The 21,639-nt window shown below is 71.1% G+C and carries 17 protein-coding genes and 1 tRNA gene; 11 read left to right on the plus strand and 7 right to left on the minus strand.

Features of this window, described 5'->3' with window-relative positions:
* Window positions 1-175 precede the first annotated feature (175 nt).
* Both AB0412_RS32540 and AB0412_RS32545 read right to left on the minus strand, forming a co-directional pair.
* Window positions 176-2,755, minus strand: a complete 2,580-nt coding sequence (locus AB0412_RS32540) for an FtsX-like permease family protein (protein ID WP_366406195.1) — start codon at window positions 2,753-2,755, stop codon at window positions 176-178.
* Complete coding sequence (locus tag AB0412_RS32545) at window positions 2,752-3,540, minus strand: ABC transporter ATP-binding protein (protein ID WP_366406196.1); 789 nt, start codon at window positions 3,538-3,540, stop codon at window positions 2,752-2,754. Before AB0412_RS32545 ends, AB0412_RS32540 begins: the two co-directional genes overlap by 4 nt.
* A 419-nt stretch (window positions 3,541-3,959) precedes the next feature.
* On the opposite strand from AB0412_RS32545, the gene AB0412_RS32550 reads away from it, so the two are divergent.
* The 3 genes from AB0412_RS32550 (at window position 3,960) to AB0412_RS32560 (ending at window position 6,594) form a co-directional block, all read left to right on the plus strand.
* Window positions 3,960-5,456: an MFS transporter gene (locus AB0412_RS32550; RefSeq protein WP_366406197.1), complete on the plus strand. Its 1,497-nt coding sequence runs from the start codon at window positions 3,960-3,962 to the stop codon at window positions 5,454-5,456.
* A 19-nt stretch (window positions 5,457-5,475) separates the two neighbouring features.
* Window positions 5,476-5,991, plus strand: a complete 516-nt coding sequence (locus AB0412_RS32555; protein ID WP_366406198.1) for a GNAT family N-acetyltransferase — start codon at window positions 5,476-5,478, stop codon at window positions 5,989-5,991.
* Between the two features lie 180 nt (window positions 5,992-6,171).
* Window positions 6,172-6,594 (plus strand): hypothetical protein, encoded by a 423-nt coding sequence (locus AB0412_RS32560; protein ID WP_366406199.1) that lies wholly within the window; start codon window positions 6,172-6,174, stop codon window positions 6,592-6,594.
* Here AB0412_RS32560 and AB0412_RS32565 read toward each other — a convergent pair.
* Complete coding sequence (locus AB0412_RS32565) at window positions 6,573-7,352, minus strand: helix-turn-helix domain-containing protein (protein ID WP_366406200.1); 780 nt, start codon at window positions 7,350-7,352, stop codon at window positions 6,573-6,575. The genes AB0412_RS32560 and AB0412_RS32565 overlap by 22 nt on opposite strands.
* Window positions 7,353-7,429: 77 nt before the next feature.
* Here AB0412_RS32565 and AB0412_RS32570 point away from each other — a divergent pair, with 77 nt between their 5' ends.
* From AB0412_RS32570 to AB0412_RS32580, 3 genes are all read left to right on the plus strand, one after another.
* Window positions 7,430-8,413, plus strand: a complete 984-nt coding sequence (locus tag AB0412_RS32570; RefSeq protein ID WP_366406201.1) for an LLM class flavin-dependent oxidoreductase — start codon at window positions 7,430-7,432, stop codon at window positions 8,411-8,413.
* Between the two features lie 292 nt (window positions 8,414-8,705).
* The gene (locus tag AB0412_RS32575) at window positions 8,706-9,140 is read left to right on the plus strand and encodes a DUF485 domain-containing protein (protein WP_366406202.1); all 435 of its coding nucleotides are present in this window, start codon (window positions 8,706-8,708) and stop codon (window positions 9,138-9,140) included.
* Window positions 9,137-10,750, plus strand: a complete 1,614-nt coding sequence (locus AB0412_RS32580) for a cation acetate symporter (RefSeq protein WP_366406203.1) — start codon at window positions 9,137-9,139, stop codon at window positions 10,748-10,750. The genes AB0412_RS32575 and AB0412_RS32580 overlap by 4 nt, the downstream gene beginning before the upstream one ends.
* 17 nt (window positions 10,751-10,767) lie before the next feature.
* Here the strand turns inward: AB0412_RS32580 and AB0412_RS32585 are convergent, their stop codons facing one another.
* The 3 genes from AB0412_RS32585 to AB0412_RS32595 form a co-directional block, all read right to left on the minus strand.
* The gene (locus tag AB0412_RS32585) at window positions 10,768-11,652 is read right to left on the minus strand and encodes a cellulose-binding protein (protein WP_366406204.1); all 885 of its coding nucleotides are present in this window, start codon (window positions 11,650-11,652) and stop codon (window positions 10,768-10,770) included.
* A gap of 175 nt (window positions 11,653-11,827) precedes the next feature.
* On the minus strand, window positions 11,828-14,629 hold the full coding sequence (locus AB0412_RS32590) for an SUKH-4 family immunity protein (RefSeq protein WP_366406205.1): 2,802 nt from the start codon (window positions 14,627-14,629) through the stop codon (window positions 11,828-11,830).
* A 10-nt stretch (window positions 14,630-14,639) separates the two neighbouring features.
* Complete coding sequence (locus tag AB0412_RS32595; RefSeq protein ID WP_366406206.1) at window positions 14,640-15,629, minus strand: SMI1/KNR4 family protein; 990 nt, start codon at window positions 15,627-15,629, stop codon at window positions 14,640-14,642.
* Window positions 15,630-15,939: 310 nt separating this feature from the next.
* Between AB0412_RS32595 and AB0412_RS32600 the strand changes: the two genes are divergently transcribed.
* Both AB0412_RS32600 and AB0412_RS32605 read left to right on the plus strand, forming a co-directional pair.
* Entirely contained in the window at window positions 15,940-16,470 is a 531-nt protein-coding gene (locus AB0412_RS32600) for a YwqJ-related putative deaminase (protein ID WP_366406207.1), read from the plus strand.
* A gap of 68 nt (window positions 16,471-16,538) precedes the next feature.
* The gene (locus AB0412_RS32605; RefSeq protein ID WP_366406208.1) at window positions 16,539-17,033 is read left to right on the plus strand and encodes an SUKH-3 domain-containing protein; all 495 of its coding nucleotides are present in this window, start codon (window positions 16,539-16,541) and stop codon (window positions 17,031-17,033) included.
* Window positions 17,034-17,108: 75 nt separating this feature from the next.
* Here AB0412_RS32605 and AB0412_RS32610 read toward each other — a convergent pair whose 3' ends face one another.
* Window positions 17,109-18,431, minus strand: a complete 1,323-nt coding sequence (locus AB0412_RS32610; protein WP_366406209.1) for a histidine kinase — start codon at window positions 18,429-18,431, stop codon at window positions 17,109-17,111.
* Window positions 18,432-18,692: 261 nt separating this feature from the next.
* Between AB0412_RS32610 and AB0412_RS32615 the strand changes: the two genes are divergently transcribed.
* From AB0412_RS32615 to AB0412_RS32625, 3 genes are all read left to right on the plus strand, one after another.
* Window positions 18,693-18,765, plus strand: a tRNA-Gln gene (locus AB0412_RS32615).
* A gap of 135 nt (window positions 18,766-18,900) precedes the next feature.
* Window positions 18,901-20,349 carry a bifunctional UDP-N-acetylglucosamine diphosphorylase/glucosamine-1-phosphate N-acetyltransferase GlmU gene (gene glmU, locus AB0412_RS32620; RefSeq protein WP_366406210.1) on the plus strand — a complete coding sequence of 483 codons (1,449 nt, stop codon included), beginning with the start codon at window positions 18,901-18,903 and terminating at the stop codon, window positions 20,347-20,349.
* Between the two features lie 138 nt (window positions 20,350-20,487).
* A complete protein-coding gene (locus tag AB0412_RS32625; RefSeq protein WP_366406211.1) occupies window positions 20,488-21,468 on the plus strand; it encodes a ribose-phosphate diphosphokinase in 981 nt (326 codons plus the stop codon).
* Window positions 21,469-21,639 lie beyond the last annotated feature (171 nt).

The following is a 21,639-nucleotide window of genomic DNA, read 5'->3' on the forward strand; positions in this document are numbered from 1 at the left end:
CTCGGTAAGACGGAGAGGCGGGTGTCGCGTCCCGGCCCCTGGTGGGGCATGCACGCCGCTGGCTGGACGCGGCTGGGTGGGGTGGGAAGGGTCGACAGGCAAAGGACCCGGTGCCGGGAAGTCGGTCGAGACTTTCCGGCACCGGGTCTTCCCCCGCAACCCCCGTGTGCGGTGGCTACTCGGTGGCGATGGCGTTCAGGACGTTCATGCGGCCGGCGCGGAACGCCGGGACCAGGGCCGCGAAGAGGCCCACGAACGCCGAGCCGATGAAGACGCCGATGATCGTCGGCCACGGGATGTCGAGGACCTTCAGGCCCTCCAGGGCGAGCAGCTGCTGGGCGGTGGCGCCCCAGCCCATGCCCAGGCCCAGGCCCAGCAGGGCACCGAACAGGGCGATCACGACCGACTCCATGCGGATCATGCGGCGCAGCTGCCGGCGCGACAGGCCGATCGCCCGCATCAGGCCGATCTCCCGGGTGCGCTCGACGACCGACAGGGCCAGGGTGTTCACCACACCCAGGATCGCCACGATGATCGCCAGGGCCAGCAGGCCGTAGATCATGTTCAGCAGCTGCCCGATCTGGTCCTTCAGCGCCTCCTTGTAGTCGGTCTGGTCGCGCACCTGGTACTGCGGGTACTCGTCCAGCGCGTCCTTGAGCGCCTTGTACGCGGCGTCCTGCTGACCGTCCTTCGCCGAGGCGAAGAGCAGCGTGTCCAGCGGCATCTTGTCGGCCGGCACGTGCTTGGCCAGGGTGTCGATGGACGTGTACATCGCGCCCGCGTCGATCACGGCCTCACTGCTGGTGATGGCCCGGACCGTCAGCTCGCCCGTCCGGCCGTCCTTGAAGGCGACGTCGATCGTCGAGCCGATGCTGATGCCGTGGTCCTTCGCGAAGTCCTCGTGGACGGACATCGAGTCGGGCTTGTAGGCGTCGGAGAGGTTCCCGGCGACCGTCTCGACCCGCAGGTCGGTGGCGTACGTCGGGTCGGCCGCGGTGATCGCGGTGTCCTTCACGGTCTTGCCGTCGGGCGTGGTGAAGTCGGCCTCGGTCCACTTGTACTCGGTGACGTGCTCCACGCCCGGCGCCGACTTCACGGCCTCGACGGCCTGGGGGGTGATCAGCTGGCCGCCGTCGTTCTGGACGATGAAGTCCGTGCCGACCGTCTTGTCGAGCTCCTCGGTCGCGGAGGCCACCATGGAGGAGCCGACCACCGACAGGCAGGCCACCAGGGCGAGGCCGATCATCAGCGCGGCGCCCGTCGCGCCGGTGCGGCGCGGGTTGCGCAGGGCGTTGCGCTCGGCCATCCGGCCGACGGGTCCGAAGGCCCGCAGCAGGACCGCGCCGAGGACGCGGACGACTCCGCTCGCGAGCACCGGGCCGATGACGACGAAGCCGATCAGCGACAGCACCACGCCGATGCCCAGCCACAGCGAGCCCTCGGTGGCCTTGTCGGCCGCGCCCGCCAGGTACAGCGCGAAGGCACCGCCACCGGTCAGGACGAGACCGATCAGTCCGCGGATCCAGCCGGCCCTGCCGTCCGCGGGGGTGCCGGCGTCGCGCAGGGCGGCCATCGGGGAGATCTTCCCGGCCCGCCGGGCGGGCAGGTAGGCGGCGAGCACGGTGACGACGATGCCCAGCACCAGGCCGACCGCGGGGGTCGTCCAGGCGATGGTGAGGTCGTCGGTGGACAGCTTCATGCCCATCTGGCCCATGAGCTTCATCAGCCCGACCGCGAGCCCGACGCCCGCGCCGACGCCGAGCACCGAGCCGACCACGCCGAGCAGCAGCGCCTCGGCCAGCACCGAGCGGTTGACCTGCTTGCGGGAGGAGCCGATGGCCCGCATGAGGCCGATCTCCCGGGTGCGCTGGGCGACCAGCATGGAGAAGGTGTTGATGATCAGGAAGATGCCGACGAGGAAGGCGATCCCGGCGAAGCCGAGCATCGCGTACTTCATGACGCTCATGAAGCCCTCGACGTCCTTCTGGTTGGCCTCCGCGGTCTCCTTCGCGGTCTGCACCTTGTAGCCGGTGCCGACCTCGGCGAGGACGTTCTTCTTCAGCTGCGCGTCGCTGACGCCGGCCGCGGCGGTGACGTTGACGTTGGTGTAGACGTCGCTCTCGCCGACCAGGGTCTGCTGAGCGGTCTTCGTGTCCAGGTAGAAGATCGCGGCACCGGGGTTGGTGACGGTGAAGTCGGCGATGCCGGAGACCTTCGCGGTGTAGGTGCCGACGGCGGTGATCCAGCTGATCTCGTCGCCGAGGCCGAGGTCGTGCTTGTCGGCGGTGTCCGCGTCGACCATCACCTGGGCCGCGCCCTTGGGGGCCGCGCCGGTGGTGATGTCCATGGTGCGGGCCTCGTTGGCGTTCCAGCTGCCGACGATGGTCGGGCCGCCGCCCGTGGGCGAGAGGCTGTCCTTGTCGGCGTCGACGACGGTCACCGAGGTGGAGAACACGGTGCCCTCGGCCGACTTCACGCCGTCCGCCTTGCGCACCTCGGAGACGACGGAGGCGGGCATCACCGGCGGCTTGCCGTTGCCGGAGGTGGTCTCGCCGGTGTCGGAGGAGTCCTTGGCGCTGACCGTCACGTCGGAGGAGGTGGCCGCGAACAGCTTGTCGAAGGTGGTGGACATGGTGTCCGTGAAGACGAGCGTCCCGCACACGAACGCCACCGACAGCAGCACGGCGATCGCCGACAGCGCCATCCGGCCCTTGTGCGCGACGAAGTTGCGCATCGAGGTCTTCAGCACGGTCATGACGTACGCCCCCGGGCGTCGAAGTCCTTCATGCGGTCCAGGACGGTCTCCGCGGTCGGCTTGAACATCTCGTCGACGATGCGGCCGTCGGCGAGGTACAGCACGCGGTCGGCGTAGGAGGCGGCGACCGGGTCGTGGGTGACCATCACGATGGTCTGGCCGAGTTCGTCCACGGAGCGGCGCAGGAAGCCGAGCACCTCGGCGCCGGCGCGCGAGTCGAGGTTGCCGGTCGGCTCGTCACCGAAGATGATCTCCGGCCGGGCCGCCAGCGCCCGTGCCACGGCGACGCGCTGCTGCTGGCCGCCGGACAGCTGGGTCGGCCGGTGCTTGAGCCGCCCGGCGAGCCCCACGGTCTCCACGACCCGGTCCAGCCACGCCTTGTCGGGCTTGCGGCCGGCGATGTCCATGGGCAGCGTGATGTTCTCGAGCGCGTTCAGCGTCGGCAGCAGGTTGAACGCCTGGAAGATGAACCCGATCCGGTCCCGGCGCAGCCGGGTGAGCTTCTTGTCCTTCAGGCCGGTGATCTCGGTCTCGTCCAGGTAGATCTGACCGGACGTCACGGTGTCGAGTCCGGCCAGGCAGTGCATCAGCGTGGACTTGCCGGACCCCGAGGGGCCCATGATCGCGGTGAACTGGCCGCGGGCGATGTCCACGTCGACGTGGTCCAGGGCGACGACACGGGTCTCGCCGGCCCCGTAGGCCTTGACGACCTGCCGCGCCCGCGCGGCAACGGCCGTACGCCCTCCAGTACCCCCGTGCCTGGGAATGGTCACAGCCGATGTCACGGTATGTCTCCTATGTCGGTCAGCAGATGAAAGCGGTGCACTCGGCGAGTGCGTTTCGGTATGGCGTGTTGACGTGTTCAGTCTTGCGGCGGTCAGGGGTCCGGCGCGCTGGTGCTCAGCGCAGTCTTGTACTGAGGAAAACCCCACCCCCGCTGCTGGGCTCAGCCGCCCCCCAGCGGCGTAAAGCCAGGTTAAGAACGGCATCGGGCCGTCTCGTCCTCCGCCGGTACGAACCCTCCCCGAGCCGTAGTACGGAGGTACCCCTAGGGGCTCTCCCCCGGCGGGTGGAGTCCTTCTCGGGGTCGGGTCCCTCCGCCGGTGCAGTCAGCCTTCACCCTCCCGCCACGTCAGGGTCAAGTGCGATGCTGTGCGGCGGCGGACAGGTGCAGGGGGCACGTAACGGCGAGGGAAGGATTCCGGTGGGCGACACCAGACCGGCGGCGGCACAGGACACCGCGGAGCAGACCGCACCCGACCGGCGCGGAGCGGTCGTCGCCGCGCTGATGCTCGCGATGGCGCTGGCCGCGCTCGACTCCACCATCGTCTCCACCGCCGTCCCGCAGATCGTCGGCGACCTCGGCGGCTTCTCCGTCTTCTCCTGGCTGTTCTCCGGCTATCTGCTGGCCGTGACCGTCACCCTCCCCGTCTACGGCAAGCTCTCCGACACCTTCGGCCGCAAACCCGTCCTCGTCGCGGGCGCCGTGCTGTTCCTGCTGGGCTCGCTGCTGTGCGCGCTGGCGTGGAACATGGCCGCGCTGATCGCCTTCCGCATCGTGCAGGGCCTGGGCGGCGGCGCTCTCCAGGGCACGGTGCAGACGCTCGCCGCCGATCTGTATCCGCTGGAGCAACGCCCGAAGATCCAGGCCCGGTTGTCCACGGTGTGGGCGGTCTCGGCGGTGGCGGGCCCCGGCCTCGGCGGCGTCCTCGCCGCGTACGCGGACTGGCGCTGGATCTTCCTGATCAACCTGCCCATCGGGGCGGTGGCGCTGTGGCTGATCGTCCGTCACCTGCACGAGCCGCAGCGGCAGCCGGCGGCCCGCGCACGGGTCGACTGGGCGGGCGCGCTGACGGTGTTCGCCTGCGGCGGTGCGCTGCTCACGGCGCTGGTGCAGGGCGGGGTCGCCTGGGACTGGCTGTCGGCGCCGTCACTGGCCCTGCTGGGTACGGGACTTGCACTGCTGGTGCTGTTCCTCCGGGTGGAGCGCCGAGCGGAGGAGCCGATCATCCCGGGCTGGGTGTGGCGCCGCCGCACCATCGCCGCGGTCAACCTCGCCCTCGGCGCCCTGGGCCTGCTGATGGTGGCCCCGACGGTCTTCCTGCCCACCTACGCCCAGTCGGTCCTCGGCCTCGCCCCGGTGGCGGCGGGCTTCGTCCTCTCCGTATGGACGCTGAGCTGGCCGATCTCGGCGGCCCTCAGTCAGCACGTCTACCGCAGGATCGGCTTTCGCCACACGGCGATGCTCGGCATCGGCACGGCGGCTCTGATCCTGTTCGCGTTCCCCTTCCTCCCCTACCCGGGCGAGGCATGGCAGCCGACGCTGCTGATGCTGCTCCTGGGCGCGGCCCTGGGCCTGTTCCAGCTCCCCCTCATCGTCGGTGTGCAGTCCACGGTGGGCTGGGAGGAACGCGGTACGGCGACGGCGTCGATCCTCTTCTGCCGCCAGACCGGGCAGACGGTCGGGGCGGCGCTGTTCGGCGCGGTCGCCAACGGTGTGCTGGCGGCCCGCCTCGGCGACGCGAACGACCTGGAGGCGGTGACGAGCGCGCTGGACGCGGGCACCGCCGCCGAGTCGACCCGCCGGGCCATCGCGGACGCCGTGCACGCGGTCTACCTGGGCGCGGCGGGTGCGGCGGCCCTGGCGTTCCTGGTGCTCCTGATCCTGGCGCCGCGGAAATTCCCGGTGCTGAAGGACTGAGTACGCCTATGGTCCCGTCATGGTGACCCTGGAACGCCTCCGCGCGGAGCACGCCGACGCCCTGCTGGCCTTCGAACGCGCCAACCGCGCGTACTTCACCCGCACGGTGCCGGACCGCGGGGACGCGTTCTTCACACCGCCCGGCTTCGCCGCCCGCCTCGCGTCGCTGCTGGCCGAACAGGAGGACGGCGTCTGCCACTTCCACGTGGTCCTGGACGAGGAGGGGCACCTGATCGGCCGGGTGAACCTGATCGACGTGACGGACGGCTCGGCCGAACTCGGCTACCGGGTGGCCGAGTCCGCGGCGGGCCGGGGCGTGGCGACGGCGGCGGTCGCGAAGGCCTGCCGCCTGGCTGCCACGGATTACGGACTGACGTCCCTCACCGCGGTCACCACCCTGGACAACCCGGCCTCGATGAGGGTCCTCACCCGCAACGGCTTCACCCGCGTCGGCGACACGACGATCGGCGCCCGGCCCGGCGCGGCGTACGTCCTCACACTGCCCGGTCGAACCAAGCCGTGGCCACCGGCGTGAACAGAGCTCTCACCCTGCTGGTGGCTCTCCATGCCGAGAGTTCCTCGCCCGTGCGGCGGTGGTTGCGGGATGAGCTGTTCGTCTCCGACTTGCAAGCCCATTCCCTGCAGGGAATTGTCCGTCTCCAGCGCGCCCCGCAGGATCTGGTCTGAATGGACCTGCCGGGGCAAGGAGACGAAGATGATCGAGATCGACCCGCAGCAGCTGGCGGACCGCTACACGGCTCAATGGAATGTACGCGACGCCGCAGAGCGCCGCGCGATCATCGAGCGGCTGTGGGCCGAGGACGGCACCCACATCCTTCACCCGCCCGCGGAAATACGGGAGACCGCCGCGGAACTCGGCTTCGACCATCCGACTCTGGAGGCTCAGGGACACGACGCCATCGAGAGCCGGGTGGCGCGAAGTTACGAGCGGTTCGTCGAGAAACAGGGATTCGTCTTCCGGTCCCGCCCCGGTGCGATACGTCTCCATGGCGTGGTCAGGATCGACTGGGAGGCGGTGTCCACAGCAACCGGCGACGTGGTGGGTGGTGGTTCGGACGTGCTCGTACTCGACGACAACGGCCGCATCAAGACCGATTACATGTTCCCCGGTTCCTGAGCGGCAACAGTGCAAGCCATTGCCCCGGCGGCTGCTGAGAGAGCCTCGGCCGTCGCCGGGTCGGCCGGCAGGAACGCCTCCAGCTTCAGCTCGGCAAGCGTCACGTCGACGGCGGTGGCGAAGGTCGTCACAGTCGTCATCAGGCGGAGCTCACCGTGGGAGGACCGCAGGCGGAGCGGCACCGCGAAACCGAGTTGCCCGGCGGACGGCTCCGGCTCGGGAACGTACCCGGTGAGCTCGGCGCGCAACTCCTCCAGGTGGTCAAGGCGGACCAGGATGTGGCGCGCCCACTCGGCGAGGTTGAGAATACGGGGAGCCAGTCCGTCGGGATGCAGCGCCAGGCGGTACACATTCGTGCCCGGACCCACCAGCTCGTCAGCCGCCCCCTCGGTGATCAAGTCGAATGCGGTGTTCGCGGCGACCAGGTCACCGCCCCGGTCCACAACCAGCGCCGGATACGGCAGATGCCCGCGGAGGATGTGGTCGATCGCCGTGCGCACGGGGGCCAGCACCGGATCGTCCAGTGAGCTCTCCGAGTAGGCGGGCGCGTACCCGGCGGCCAGCAGCAACTCGTTGCGCTCCCGCAGCGGCAGCTCCAGCGACTCGGCCAGGCGCAGGACCATGCTCCGGCCCGGGACTGACCTGCCGGATTCGATGAAGCTGAGGTGGCGCTGGGTGGTGCCCGCTCGCAGCGCCAGCTCGAGCTGGCTGACATGACGGCGGGTACGACGTTCACGAAGCGCACGAGGGAAGTCCACGAGCCTGTTGTAACGGCGGCAGAGGGTCCCAGGCCATTCCCCGCAGGGAATTGTCGCCACTCGTACCGGTCGTGAACATGGCCGACATGGACATCGGTGTACTGCTTCCGACCGGAACCGCCCAGTGGGGCCCTGCCGACGACCCTCGCGAGCTGGTTGCCTTCGGTCGCTATGCCGAACGCTCAGGCTTCTCCTCGCTCTTCGCCAACGATTCTCTGATCAGCCCACGCGTCGAGGCGCTCACGATGCTGGCCGCACTCGCTCCGGTGACCGAGGCCGTGACGCTGGGCACCGCCGCACTGATGCCGTTCCTGCGTCGGCCGATCCAGGCAGCGCAGGCACTCGCGTCGATCGACCTGCTGGCCGGTGGCCGGCTCACCGTGACCGTCGGCGCCGGCTTCCCCGGCCGCTTCGGGCGGCCCCTCTACACACTGTCCGAGCTGCCGTGGGAAAGGCGCTTCGCCCGCCTGGACGAGACTGTCGCGCTGTGGCGGGCCCTGTGGGACGGCGCCGACGCCTTCCACGGCGAGATCCTTCGGTTCGACGACATCCCGCCCACGACCCGGCCGCCCCGAGCTGGCGGCCCGCCCATCTGGCTCGGCGGTGCGACCCCCGCGGCGCTGGCCCGCACCGGCCGACTGTACGACGGATGGCTGCCCTACCCGCCCGACCCCGTCGACTACGCGTCCGGCCTCCGCACCATCCACAAAGCGGCAACCGACGCAGGCCGCGAAGGTGAGGACATCACCCCCGCACTGTTCGTCTCCGTACGGATCGACAACGACATCGAGAGCGGCCGCCGGGCACTGGACGACTACGCGCGGGCCACCTACGGCATGCCCCTGGACGAGCTGGAAAAGATCCAGGCCGTTGTCACCGGCTCCGCGGACCAGGTGCTGGAACACCTAGGACGGTACGTCGCCGCCGGTGCTCAGCACATCGTCGCCCGCCTCGGTGCCCTGGACCTGCGCTCCCAGCGCGACCAACTCGAACGGATCGCAGACCTGATCCCCGCCGTCCACGTGGCAGCGGATCACGCCTCCGCCTCGGAAAGCTTCTGAGTCTGGCCCGGCCGACACGAAGCGACGATCACGGGACAGCACTGAGCCCGGCACACCGTCACACCAGAATCCACGGGGCACCAGACTGCCCACGTCGAAGCAGGTCCGTCCTTCCGGCCCGGAAGTTAACGCCGGTAACACCCCAGGTCAGCCCCGGCTCCCCATACCGACCGATCAGTTTGGCCAAAACGCAGCGCGGTCGTGAGGGCCCGAGTAGCGTGCGTCCTCCGCTACCACCCCCCACCTCCCTGCGGTCCGCCGCACCGGACCCGAGCCACGCAAGGAGTACGGGATGTCCTACGACCCGTATCAGCCGCATGTGCCGCGCCGCGACGCCTCTCCCCCCTACGCCGCCTACCCCTGGCAGCCACCGGCCCCGCCCGAGCCGCCCGAGCCGCGGCGGGCGGCCCCGCACGCCCGCCTCGGTCACCACAGCGACCTGCGGATCCTGCGCAGCGCCTACCGATGGCAGCGACGCGTGGCGACCCTCACCGCGCTCGGCTACTTCACCCTCTTCCTGATCCTGTCCGCGTACGCCCCCTCCTTCATGACCGGCACCGTCACCGACGGCCTGCCCACCGGCCTGCTGCTGGCCCTGTTCCAGGTCCCCGTCACCTGGCTGGCGATCGCCCTGTACGAAGGCACCGCCCGGCGCCGCGTCGACCCGCTGGCCGCCCTCATCCGCAAGCAGGCGGAGCTCGACGCCAAACGGGAGGCCGCGCGATGAACCCCGAGTTCAGCGGAAACGCCCAGGCCATGGCCCTCGTCGGATTCTCCGCCGTCGCCACCGTCACGCTGCTGCTGTGCGTGATGACCGGCCCCGACCGCGACGACCTCGACGAGTTCTACACCGGCTACGGCTCCCTGTCGCCCATGCGCAACGGCCTCGCCATAGCCGGTGACTACATCTCCGCCGCGACCGTCCTCGGCACCGGCGGCGTCATCGCCCTGTTCGGCTACGACGGCATCGTCCTCGCCCTGAGCACGGCCCTGTCGCTGATGCTGCTGATGTTCCTGCTGGCCGAACCCCTGCGCAACGCGGGCCGGTTCACCATGGGCGACGCACTGGCCCGGCGCCTGCCCGGACGCAGCGTGCGGATCACCGCCTGCGCCGTCACGCTCGCCGCGCTGCTGCCGATGATGCTGGTGCAACTGGCCGGCACGGGCCAGCTGATGGCGTTCATCCTCGGCTTCTCCGGCGAGTCGATGCAGACCGGCTGCATCGTCGGCGTCGGCGCCCTGATGATCAGTTACGCGGCGATCGGCGGCATGAAGGGCACCGCCCTCATCCAGATCCTGAAGATCGTGATGCTGCTCGGCTCCGGCCTCGTCGTCGCCGCGCTCATCCTGCACCGCTTCGACTGGAACCCCGGCACACTGTTCGACGCCGCCGCCGCGAACAGCGGGGTCGGCTCGGACTTCCTCGCCTCCGGCCTGCAGTTCGCCGGCGGCGCCAGCCCCGGCCTGGACATGATCAGCTCGCAGCTGACCGTCGTCCTCGGCGGCGCCGTCCTGCCCCACGTCACCATGCGCATGTACACCGCCTCCAGTGCCCGCCAGGTACGCCGCTCCATGTCGTGGGCGGTGTCGATCGTCGCCCTGTTCGTCCTCGTCATCACCGTCATCGGCTTCGGCGCGACCGCGCTGATCGGCCGGGCCGCCATCGCGCAGGCCGACCCGCGCGGCAACACCGCCTATCTGATCGGCTCCCAGGCCGCGTTCGGAGCGGAGGTGACCACGGCGGAGACCTTCCTGTTCACCACCGTCACCACGGCGATCTTCCTCACCGTCCTCGCCTCCGTCGCCGGCATGATCCTCGCCTGCGCCAACTCCCTCGCCCACGACGTCTTCGCCGCCCGCGTCCAGGAGATGTCACCGCGCCGCGAGATGACCCTGGCCCGCGCCTCCGCACTGGCCGTCGGCGTCCCCACGATCCTGCTGGCCACCCTCGTCCAGCACTACAGCCTGCAGCCGCTGGTCACCCTGGCCTTCTGCATCGGCGCCTCCGCCATCGCCCCGGCGCTCGTCTACGGCCTGTTCTGGCGCCGCTACACCCGCGCCGGCCTGCTCAGCACCCTCATCGGCGGCACCCTCGCCGTCCTGCTGCTGATGCCGGGCACCAACCTCGTCTCCGGCTCACCCGTCTCCGCCTTCCCCGACGCCGACTTCAACTGGTTCCCCTTCACCACCACCGGACTGCTGTCCATCCCCGTCGGCTTCGCCTGCGGCTGGCTCGGCACCCTCGCCAGCGGCCGGACCAAGGCGGAGGAACAACGCCGGCAGTACGAGGCGGTGGAGGGCTGGATCCTCGCCGGGGCGACCCGCCGGAAGAGCTGACGGGAGGAAGACGCCGCTCACTCCACCGCCCGGCCCGTCAACGCCGTCAGGCTGCTGCACACATGGTCCATATGGGCCTGCACGTCCTCCCGCATCTCCGCGTGCTCACGCAGCAGCCGCTCGGTCCCGGCCGCGATCGCCTCCTCCTCGGCCCGCGCCGCCGCGAGGATCTCCGCCGCCCGCTCCCGCGCCTGATCCTCCCGGCGGCGGGCGGCCTCCTCCGCGTCGGCGAAGGCCCGCTTCGCCTCCGACAGCTCACGCTCGGCCCGCGCCACCGCCTCCGCGTGCCGGGCCTCCAGCTCCGCCGCGCGCCCAGCCTCCTCGTCCTCCACGTCGGTCAGCCGCCCGGCCTGCTCCCTGGCCATCTCCGCGAGCATCTCGGACACCCGCCGGCGCATCTCGCGCTGCGCCGCCAGCGCCTCACCGCGCCGCTGCTTCACCTCGCGGCGGGCCGCGACCCGGATGTCGTCGGCCTGCGCACCGGCGGCCAGCAGCCGCTGCCGGGCCGCCTCGTCCGCCTCGGCACGCACCGTGTCGGCGTACGCCTGCGCCGACTCCCGTACGACGTCCGCCTCGGCGTCCGCCTCCTGAGCGATCCGCCGCGCCTCCCGGCGGGCGCCCTCCCGCACGGCCGCCGCCTCCTCCTGCACCAGCTCGAACAGCCGCCGGGCGCTCTCACCGAGCGACTCGTACGTCTGGTCGGGGAGCTTCGCCACCCGCTCCCGCAGCAGCTGGAGCTCCTCCTCCATCTCCCGGGCCAGCACGGTCAGCCGGGCGGCCCGCTCCCACGCCGCGTCACGGTCCTGGGACAGGGCCTCGACGTACGCGATCACCTGCAAGGGGCGGTAGCCGCGCCCCCGCACGGCCACGAAGCCCTGCGACGACTCCGGTGCGCTGCTCATCCTCGACCTCTCCTCCGGACGGATGCGACATGATGATTTCGCGCACATCCTGAGGTATGGCACTTAAGGGTTCATAACGCGACACTCCGGTCATACACCCTGGTCGGCGAGCGAACAAAAGGGCCGGCCCCGATCCTTCGACCGGGGCCGGCCCCTCGCACTCGCGTTCAGCGCGTCACAACAGCCCGTCCCACATCTGCTCCAGCAGCACCGACCACCAGCTCTCCGGCGAACCCAGCGCCGCCGGGTCCAGCGCGGCCAACTGCGCCTGGAAGTCGACGGTCCAGCGACCCGCCTGCTCCTGGTTCAGCCCGAACCGCAGCCGCCACATCCGCCCGAGCAGGGCGAGGCAGCGCGCGAACTCCGGCAGACCGGTGTTGACGAACTGCGGCGGCACCGGCGCACCGCCCGGCCCCGCCTCCACCGGCACCGCGACGATGTTCGCCGTGCCGTACTGCACACAGATGGCCTTGCCGAAGTCGCTGCCCATCACCAGGTACGAGCCCGCGTCCGAGGCCGGCTGCACACCCCGCTCCGCCGCCAGCTCCGCCAGCGTCGGCACCGGACGGCCCGGCTGCGCCTGCGCCCAGAAGAACGGGCCCATGTCCAACGGCAGTCCGGCCGCCACCAGCGTGTGCGCCACGACCGGCGGCACACCCTGCCGGGACACCGCCGCCTGCTCGAAGCGGAACACCCCCGGCCCGAACGCCGCCGCCAGCTCCTGCGCGATGCCCTCAGGCGGGATCGGCGGCGCCGGCGGCACCGGCGGCACCGGCACGCGCACCGGCGCCGGACGCGCGGGACCGTCGGCCACCTGGTGCAACTCGCCCTGGTGGGCCAGCAGTTGCTGCATGCCCTGCTGCCGGCTCGCGTGATCCGTGCCGTACGGCGCGATCGACGTGATCCGCGCCTGCGGCCACTGCTCGCGGATCATCCGCGCGCAGTAGGCGCCCGGCAGCTCACACGACTCCAGCTCCGTGTGCAGCTCCAGCACCTGGTCCGGCGGCACGTTCATGGCGCGCAGTTCGTGGAAGATCTGCCACTCCGGGTGCGGCGTACCGGGCGCGGAACGCCGGATCAGCTGCTGCTCGGAGCCGTCCTGCGCGCGGTAGCGCAGCACGGCCTGGTAGCCGGGGCCCACGGTCGGCTGACCGGTGGGCTGCTGCGGATACCCGTACGCCGGCGGCTGCCCCGGCACGGCGGCCCCCGGAACCGGCGCACCGGGCGGCATCGCACCGGGCGGCATCGCACCGGGTGGCATCGGCGGGGCACCGCCGGGCATGCCGGGAGCCGGCGGAGGCGTACCCGGAACCCCGGGGGCCGGGGGCGGCGGAGGCGCACCGGTGCCGCCGACGGGCGGCGCCGCGAGTACGGTCTCCGCGTAGTTCACCGGGCCACGCGCACCGCCCGCCGCGCCCGGGGCACCGGGGGCGCCGGGAGGCCCGGGCGGCTGCGGTGCTCCGGGCGGGCCCGGAGGCTGCGGCGCACCCGGGGCGCCGGGGGCGTTCGGGGCACCCGCGCCCGGACGGCCAGGATCGGCGAGCATCGTCGCGGCATGGTGGACACCGCCGGGCGGGGTACCGGGCGTGCCCGGCGCACCGGGCGGAGGCGGCGGCGTCGGAGTACCGGGCGGAGGCGGCGTGGGAGTACCGGGCGACGGCGGAGTCCGGCCACCGGAAGGCTGAGAACCCGGCCCCTCCGGGCCGAGCGCCGACACCAGCTGGGTCGGGACGTACGGCGCCCCGGGACCCGCGGCAGGCGGGGGCGTGCTGCTCCCCGGACGTGCGCCCGGCGCACCCGGGGCGCCCGGCGGAGGCGGGGTCGACGGACCCTGACCGCGCCGCGGAGGCGGAGTCGCCTTGCTCGTCGCGGCATCGGCGATGTCCCCGGCATGCGGCGCGAGCGGCCGCTCCGGCGCACCAGGAGCCCCCGGCGGCACGGCACCGGCGGGCGCCTGCCCCGGGTACCCGTACGCCGCCCCGCCCTGCCCGGGCGGCGGCGTGCTCGACGCACCCGGCGCAGGAATGCCCGGCCCGCCGGCGGCCGGCGCGGCGGGCGCACCCGGAGGCGGCGTCCCCGGAGCCCCCGCCCCCTGCGAGCCTCCCGGAGGGGACTGCGCGCCGGGATCCTGCACCGCCGGTGCCAGAGCCGTCGGCGGAAGCTGGCTGCCGCCCGACATCAGCGCCGTCGGGGCGTCCGCCGTCGCCGGGGGCGGCGTCGGGGTGTCGTCGCCCGACTCGCTCAACTGCGGCGCGAACACGGTGTCCGGCAGAGGTACGGAACGGTCCTCACCGGCATCGGCGTTGGTGTCCGTACCGGCCCACGGAGTCGACCCGGCCGGCGCACCCGCCGTCCCGGTGCCCGCTCCGTCCTGCGCCGGGGAGTCGCTCTCCCCGGCCGCGGCGGGCCACGCGGCACCGCTCCCGGCGGCAGCGGACGCCCCCTGCCCCGGCACGGCGGCACCGGCACCCGCACCCGTGTCCGAAGCCGGACGGGAGAGCGAACCGGAAGCCGAACTCGACCCGGAAGCCCCGGTCCCCGCCGCCGACGCCGACGACGCTCCCGAAGCCCCCGACGCTCCCGACTCCCGCCGATCCGGAATCCCCAGCCGGTCCGCCGCCTCCTGCAACCACTCCGGCGGACTCAGCAGGAACGACGTCTGATTCAGATCCACCCGAGCGGGCGCCGGCGCGGGCTCCGGTTCCGGCGCCGCCTCCGGACGGCCGTACTCCTCCTCGTACCGGCGGATCACCTCACCCACCGGCAGCGCGGGCCACAACGTCGCCTCACCGCTGTCCCGGGCGATCACCAGCCGCTGCGCGCCCCCGTCCGAACGCGGACCGTCCGCACGGTCCTCCGCCCACACCACGAACCCGAGATCGAACTCCCGCACCCGCACCTCACGGTGCTGGTACGACGGCACGTCACCGTTGATCCACTCTTCCGCGCGCTCCTGCGCCTGCGCGAACGTCACCATCGCTACGAGCTCACTCCCCCGCGGAAGAAACCGGGACGACCTGCGCGAAGCCGCCGTCCACCATCAGATTGGCCACCGTCTCCAGCTCCGGCGGAGACCCCGCCAGCCGCGACAGGAACGCGTCGAAGTCGTCCCCGCACGGCAGCAGCAGCCGCTCCACCCGCTCGGCCGGCGGCCACGACGGATCCACGTCCCGCACGTCGTCGTACGCGCAGAACCACACCGAACCGACCCGCTCGCCCCGCACCTTCACGGCCAGCAGCCCGCCCTGCACGAAGGCGACGCTCAGGTAGTCCTTGGTCAGATGGTCACGCAGACACTTGTTGACGTACACCAGATCGTTGACCGCCGCCTCGTCCCGCACCGTGAAGAACGGCTGGTCGACCAGCAGCCCCAGCTCCGCGTCCAGCGCCGTGCCCACCGGAGCACACCCGCCCGCCGCCTTCAGGAACGACCGGTACGCACCCGGCAGCCGGTATCCCAGGTCCTCCTCGACCTGCTGCACCTGCGCCTCCGTCACCGCCACACCCGACTTCGGCAGCCCGAAATGCGCCGGACGCGTCTCCTGCAACGGCCGCGTGCCCCGCTTGTCCTGATCCACGTTCGCGGTCGCGACCCCGCCGTGGTGCCGCAGCAGCGCCTTCACCTCGACCGGCACCAGCTCGAGCCGCCGCGTCCCCGCCACGTGATGCCACGTCCAGCCGTGCGGCGTCGCCACCGCCGGCACCGTGTCCCACAGCTCGTGCCCGCTCGCCGCCAGCGCCGCGTTCGCCGACACGTAGTCCGTCAGCCGCAGCTCGTCGACACCGAAACCCTCCGGCGGATCCGCGATCTCGGCGGCCGCCCGCGCATAGGGCGAGAAGTCGGGGTAACCACGCTCGTCCACCCGCACACCTCTCGGATGCCGGGCGGCCCGCACCGGATCCGGGAAATGCACGACCTGCCCGGCGTAGGCCGCGTTCGGCGGCGCGGCTTGCTGCCCGAGCCGACCTGTCGTCATGGCGGTTGCCCCCTGCGGCACTCTGATACGCCCCCGTCCGACCACCCTCGGCCGGTCACGGAACGTATTCGACTGTCACGTCTGTTACGACTTTCCTCACCGCACGGATCGCGGTGCCCGACAGCCTATGCGGTACGACGACACCGGTCACCGGCACCGGTCACCACCCCTCCGCTTCCGTGACCAGCCGTCACCCTGCGATGACAGCCCGCCCAAACCCGGGCGTGTCGCTCCGCCCCAGCTTCCGCATCAGCCACGGCATTTGGCACTCTGTGACCTCCGGGGGGATGCACGGGAGGGGATGGCAATCATGAACATGACGCAGATGGGGGCGCAGACCGGCCGGTCCGGCGACCCCCGCACCGGCGACCCCCGCATCGGCTGGAGCGCGCCCACCGACACCCCCGCCCCCGCCCTGCGCCACCGCCGCGACGGCATCCTGCCCACCGTCGCCGCCGCCCTCTCCGTCCGCGGCGCCACCCTCACCGGCACCCCCGCCCGCGGCGACACACCCCCCGCCCTGCACCCCCTCGTCCAGGACTTCCTCGACACCCTCACCAGCGGTCAGCGCGACCGCTTCACCGGCCGCTGCGCCGAAACCATCCTCATCTCCCGGCACATCGCCGCCACCGACGCCGCCCGCAGCAAACGCGCCGCACGCAAACCCATGACCAACAGCGAAGCCCGCAAAGCCCTCAAACACGCCAAACTCACCACCCGCCGCATCCGCGAGGACGGCGACCCCCTCCACGGCGGCTTCGCCACCCCCTGCCGCGCCTGCACCGCCCTCAGCGCCCACTTCGGCGTCCGCATAGTCGACCCCGCGGCCACCGACGGCTGACACGAGCCACACCGCCGCCCACCCCACCCCCTCGGCCCCGACCCCTGACCTCGACGAACGAAGGGCAGATGCACACCGACCGCACCTCCACCACGCGCTTCCCCGTACCCGTCGACGCCGCCCTGCGCGCCGCCGGCTGGCAACCGGGACGCTGGGACATCAAACAAGCCGAGATCTGGGCCGACGCCCTGCGCGACCACACCTCACCCGCCGGACACCGCCACACCGTCTTCCCCGCCGCCGTCGAAGCCTGGGCGGAATTCGGCGGACTCCACATCCGCCCCACCGGACCCGGCCGCCAGGTCGCCCCCGCGACCCTCCACATCGACCCGCTCCACGGCCTTCACATGGCCCGCACCCTCGGCGACCTCGGCCGCGCCCTCGACACCCAGGTCTGCCCCCTCGGCGCCGAGACCGACACCGAGGCCCTCCTCGCCATCGACACCGAAGGCCGCGTCTACGCCCTCGACCACACCGGCGACTGGTACCTCGGCCCCCACATCGACCAGGCCCTCGCCACCCTCATCGCCGGCCTCACCCCCGTACGCCTCACCGCCGGCTGAACCCCCGAGCCCCGCCCCGCACCCCCGCGACGGCCGACCACACCACCCGGCCACCCGGCCGCTCGGCCGCTCGGCCTACGACGCCGGAATCACCGCCGACACCCGGAAACCCCCCGCCTCCGTCGGCCCCGACACGAACACCCCGCCCAGCGCCGACACCCGCTCCTTCATCCCCACCAGACCATTGCCCCCGGACGGCAGCCCCGCCGACGACGCGGCCACGGGCGGCGGCTCGTTCTCCACCTGCATCGCGATCTCCGACACCCGATGCGCCAGCCGCACATACGTCTTCGCACCCGCCGCATGCTTGTGCACGTTCGTCAACGCCTCCTGCACCACCCGGTACGCCGTCGACTCCACCACCGGCGCATACGACCGGCTCTCCCCCTCCACCGACAGATCCACGACCATCCCCGCAGCCGCCGACTGCCCGACCAACTCCTCGAGGTCCGACAGACACGGCCCCTCCGCCGCGCCCTCCTCCCCGTCGACCGCCCGCGAAGCAGCCGCCGCGGCAGCCACCCCCACCGCCGCCAGCGGAGGCACCGACACCCGCTCCCGCCGCTGCCCACCGGCATCCGTACCGGCCCGCAGCACCCCGAGCATCTCCCGCAGCTCCGTCAACGCCTGCCGCCCCATGTCCCCCACCAGCGCGGCGTTCTTCACGGCCTTCTCAGGATCCTTCCGCGCCACCGCCTGCAACGCGGCCGCATGCACCACCATCAGGCTCACCCGATGCGCGACGACGTCATGCATCTCCCGCGCGATCCGCGTCCGCTCCTCGTTCCGCGCCCACTCGGCCCGCTCCTCGGCCCGCTCGGCAAGCAACTGAAGCTCCCGCTCCAGCGAGTCCGCCCGCTCCCGCAAGCTCTCCATCAACCGCCGCCGAGCCCCCACATACAGACCCAGCAGCACCGGCGGAGCGGTCACACCCAGCGCAGCCGCGATCGACGCGAACCACACGAACCAGTCCCCGAGACTCAGATCCCCCCGCGCCACGTCCTGCCGCAACCGCACGAACGTCACGATCCACGTCCCCACCACCGACATCCCCGCGAGCGACGCGATGATCCGGCGCGGCAGCTCCGAGGCGGCGAGCGTGTACAGCCCGACCACGCACATCAGGAACCCCATCTGGGCGGGCGTCACGGCGATGGTCACCAGCACGACGGCGATCGGCCACTTCCGCCGCACCACCAGCACGGACCCGGCCAACACCCCGAAGACGACCCCCGCGGCCACAGGAATCCCCGCGTCCCGCGCGAACGGAATCCCCTCAAGCCCGCACTCCACCGCGGACACCACCGCGAGCCCCACGTCCAGCACGGCACTACGCCGCCGCGCCCACCACCACGGCCCTCCCCGGGCCGACACAAGCTCTTCCCCCGTCGCGGTCATGCCTCCAGCCTACGGGCGCCGGCCGGTGCATTTCCGGTGACTTTAGACAAGCGATACGACGCGATATCCCTCGGTCTTCGGGAAGCCGACGCTCAAGAAGCACAACGCGAAATCCGTCCGCAAGAACACCGGCGACGACTACCACGGTTGCCTCGTCATCACCGTTGCCCGCAGCGCCCAGTTGTACAACCGCATCGAGGGCTGGTGGGACGGCATCGTGACCAACGCGCAAGCGCGTCTCCGGTAAGGTCTGAGGCGCTGTCCCCCGTGGTGTAACTGGCAGCACACTGGTTTTTGGTACCAGCAGGACAAGGTTCGAATCCTTGCGGGGGAGCCCACGGCGCACACACCATGGGTTCGGGTCCTCACCGGCGAACCCCCGGCGGGGACCCGCGCTCATGTCCGCCCCGAAACACCCCGGTATCCTGCGGATGTCCACCCCCTCCCCATCACAGCCGAAGGGCATCCCGTGAGCGCCAATCGCCCGGCAGCCGTCGTCGTTCTCGCAGCGGGTGAGGGCACCCGTATGAAGTCGGCCACACCCAAGGTCCTGCATGAGATCTGTGGCCGTTCCCTGGTGGGACATGTGCTCGCCGCCGCCGGCGAGCTCCGCCCGGAGCACCTCGTCGTCGTCGTGGGGCACGCCCGCGAGAAGGTGACCGCTCATCTCGCCGAGATCGCGCCCGACGTCCGCACCGCCGTGCAGGCGCAGCAGAACGGGACCGGTCACGCCGTGCGCATGGGCCTCGAGGAGCTGGGCGGTGCCGTCGACGGGACCGTCGTGGTCGTCTGCGGGGACACTCCGCTGCTGACCGGTGAGACGCTGCGGCAGCTCGCGCAGACGCATTCCGCGGACGGCAACGCCGTGACGGTGCTGACCGCCGAGGTGCCGGATGCGACGGGGTACGGCCGGATCGTGCGGGACGACAGCACCGGTGCCGTCACCGCGATCGTCGAGCACAAGGACGCCACGGACGAGCAGCGGGCGATCCGTGAGATCAACTCCGGGGTGTTCGCGTTCGACGGGGCCCTGCTGGCCGATGCCCTCAAGAAGGTCCGGACGGACAATTCGCAGGGTGAGGAGTACCTCACCGATGTGCTGGGGATTCTGCGGGAGGCGGGTCACCGGGTGGGTGCGGCGCTGGCGGGGGACCACCGGGAGATCGCGGGCATCAACAACCGTGTGCAGCTGGCCGAGGCGCGGCGGATTCTCAACGACCGGTTGCTGACCGAGGCCATGCTGTCGGGTGTGACGGTCATCGACCCTGCCACGACCTTCGTCGACGTCACCGTGACCTTCGAGCAGGACGTCGTCGTGCACCCGGGGACGCAGCTGCTCGGTGCCACGCATCTGGCCGAAGGCTGCGAGGTGGGCCCCCATTCCCGTCTGACGGACACCCGCGTGGGCGCGGGGGCGCGTGTGGACAACACGGTGTCGATCGGTGCCGAGGTGGGTCCGGAGGCCTCCGTCGGTCCCTTCGCCTATCTCCGCCCGGGGACGCGTCTGGGCCGTAAGGGCAAGATCGGTACGTACGTCGAGACGAAGAACGCCTCGATCGGTGAGGGCACGAAGGTGCCGCACCTCTCCTACGTCGGTGACGCGACGATCGGTGAGTTCAGCAACATCGGTGCGGCGAGTGTGTTTGTGAATTACGACGGTCAGGACAAGCACCACACCACGGTCGGGTCGCATTGCCGGACGGGTTCGGACAACATGTTTGTGGCTCCTGTCACGATCGGGGACGGCGCGTACACGGCTGCCGGCTCGGTGATCACGAAGGATGTGCCGCCCGGTTCGCTGGCTGTGGCCCGTGGTCAGCAGCGGAATATCGAGGGTTGGGTGGCTCGTAAGCGTCCGGGGAGTGCTGCCGCGAAGGCTGCGGAGGCGGCTTCCCGGGGGTCGGCCGAGGAGGGCTGACCGGAAACGGGTGCCTGAAACACGGCGTACCGTGATAAGTGCACACCCGCACCCCCACCAGCTGAGATGGCCTCTCGCGAGTCGGCTGAGAGGTTTCTGGACACGCCCAGCTGTGACGACCTCTGAGGAGAAAGTGCTGTGACCGGGATCAAGACGACCGGCGAGAAGAAGATGATGTTCTTCTCCGGCCGCGCCCACCCCGAGCTTGCCGAGGAGGTCGCCCAGCAGCTGGGTGTCGGGGTTGTCCCGACGAAGGCCTTCGACTTCGCCAATGGTGAGATCTATGTGCGGTATCAGGAGTCGGCTCGTGGTGCCGACTGTTTCCTGATCCAGAGCCACACGGCGCCGATCAACAAGTGGATCATGGAGCAGTTGATCATGATCGACGCGTTGAAGCGTGCGTCGGCGAGGTCCATCACGGTCATCGTGCCGTTCTACGGTTACGCGCGGCAGGACAAGAAGCACCGGGGTCGTGAACCTATTTCGGCGCGTCTGATCGCGGATCTGATGCGGACGGCGGGTGCGGACCGGCTGCTGACGGTGGATCTGCACACGGATCAGATCCAGGGCTTCTTCGACGGTCCGGTGGACCACCTGTTCGCTCTTCCTCTCCTCGCGGACTACGTGGGTGCGAAGGTGGACCGGGAGAAGCTGACGGTGGTGTCTCCGGACGCGGGTCGTGTGCGGGTGGCGGACCGTTGGTGCGACCGTCTGGGTGCGCCGCTGGCGATCGTGCACAAGCGGCGGGACAAGGACGTGGCGAACCAGGTCACCGTGCATGAGGTGGTCGGTGAGGTGAAGGGCCGCGTGTGTGTGCTGGTGGACGACATGATCGACACCGGTGGCACGATCTGCGCCGCTGCGGACGCGTTGTTCGCGCATGGTGCGGAGGACGTGATCGTGACGGCGACGCACGGTGTGCTGTCGGGTCCGGCGGCGGACCGGCTGAAGAACTCGCGGGTGAGTGAGTTCGTGTTCACGAACACGCTGCCGACGCCGGGTGAGCTGAGCGAGGACCTGGACAAGATCAAGGTGCTGTCGATCGCGCCGACGATCGCGAGTGCGGTGCGTGAGGTGTTCGAGGACGGTTCGGTGACGAGCCTGTTCGACGAGCAGTAAGGGTTCTGCAACCCGGCCCGTCCAGGGCTGCGGTGATCGTTTTGGGTGCGGCCTCCTGGTCCGAGTAGACTGCTGCAGTTGCTCGGCGAGGGAGGCCGTACTCGTCTCTTCGAATTACTCGAAAGGCGTGGGTACGGCGGTCCGTAATCGACGCGCTCTTCGTAGCAGGCC

The sequence above is a fragment of the Streptomyces sp. NPDC052012 genome (genome assembly GCF_040689265.1).
Lineage (GTDB): Bacteria > Actinomycetota > Actinomycetes > Streptomycetales > Streptomycetaceae > Streptomyces.

Coding starts and splice junctions, on each gene's coding strand:
- AB0412_RS32540 (WP_366406195.1), bottom strand. CDS start 2,755: ATGACCGTGCTGAAGACCTCGATGCGCAACTTCGTCGCGCACAAGGGC.
- AB0412_RS32555 (WP_366406198.1), top strand. CDS start 5,476: ATGGTGACCCTGGAACGCCTCCGCGCGGAGCACGCCGACGCCCTGCTG.
- AB0412_RS32560 (WP_366406199.1), top strand. CDS start 6,172: ATGATCGAGATCGACCCGCAGCAGCTGGCGGACCGCTACACGGCTCAA.
- AB0412_RS32570 (WP_366406201.1), top strand. CDS start 7,430: ATGGCCGACATGGACATCGGTGTACTGCTTCCGACCGGAACCGCCCAG.
- AB0412_RS32575 (WP_366406202.1), top strand. CDS start 8,706: ATGTCCTACGACCCGTATCAGCCGCATGTGCCGCGCCGCGACGCCTCT.
- AB0412_RS32580 (WP_366406203.1), top strand. CDS start 9,137: ATGAACCCCGAGTTCAGCGGAAACGCCCAGGCCATGGCCCTCGTCGGA.
- AB0412_RS32585 (WP_366406204.1), bottom strand. CDS start 11,652: ATGAGCAGCGCACCGGAGTCGTCGCAGGGCTTCGTGGCCGTGCGGGGG.
- AB0412_RS32590 (WP_366406205.1), bottom strand. CDS start 14,629: ATGGTGACGTTCGCGCAGGCGCAGGAGCGCGCGGAAGAGTGGATCAAC.
- AB0412_RS32595 (WP_366406206.1), bottom strand. CDS start 15,629: ATGACGACAGGTCGGCTCGGGCAGCAAGCCGCGCCGCCGAACGCGGCC.
- AB0412_RS32600 (WP_366406207.1), top strand. CDS start 15,940: ATGAACATGACGCAGATGGGGGCGCAGACCGGCCGGTCCGGCGACCCC.
- AB0412_RS32605 (WP_366406208.1), top strand. CDS start 16,539: ATGCACACCGACCGCACCTCCACCACGCGCTTCCCCGTACCCGTCGAC.
- AB0412_RS32610 (WP_366406209.1), bottom strand. CDS start 18,431: ATGACCGCGACGGGGGAAGAGCTTGTGTCGGCCCGGGGAGGGCCGTGG.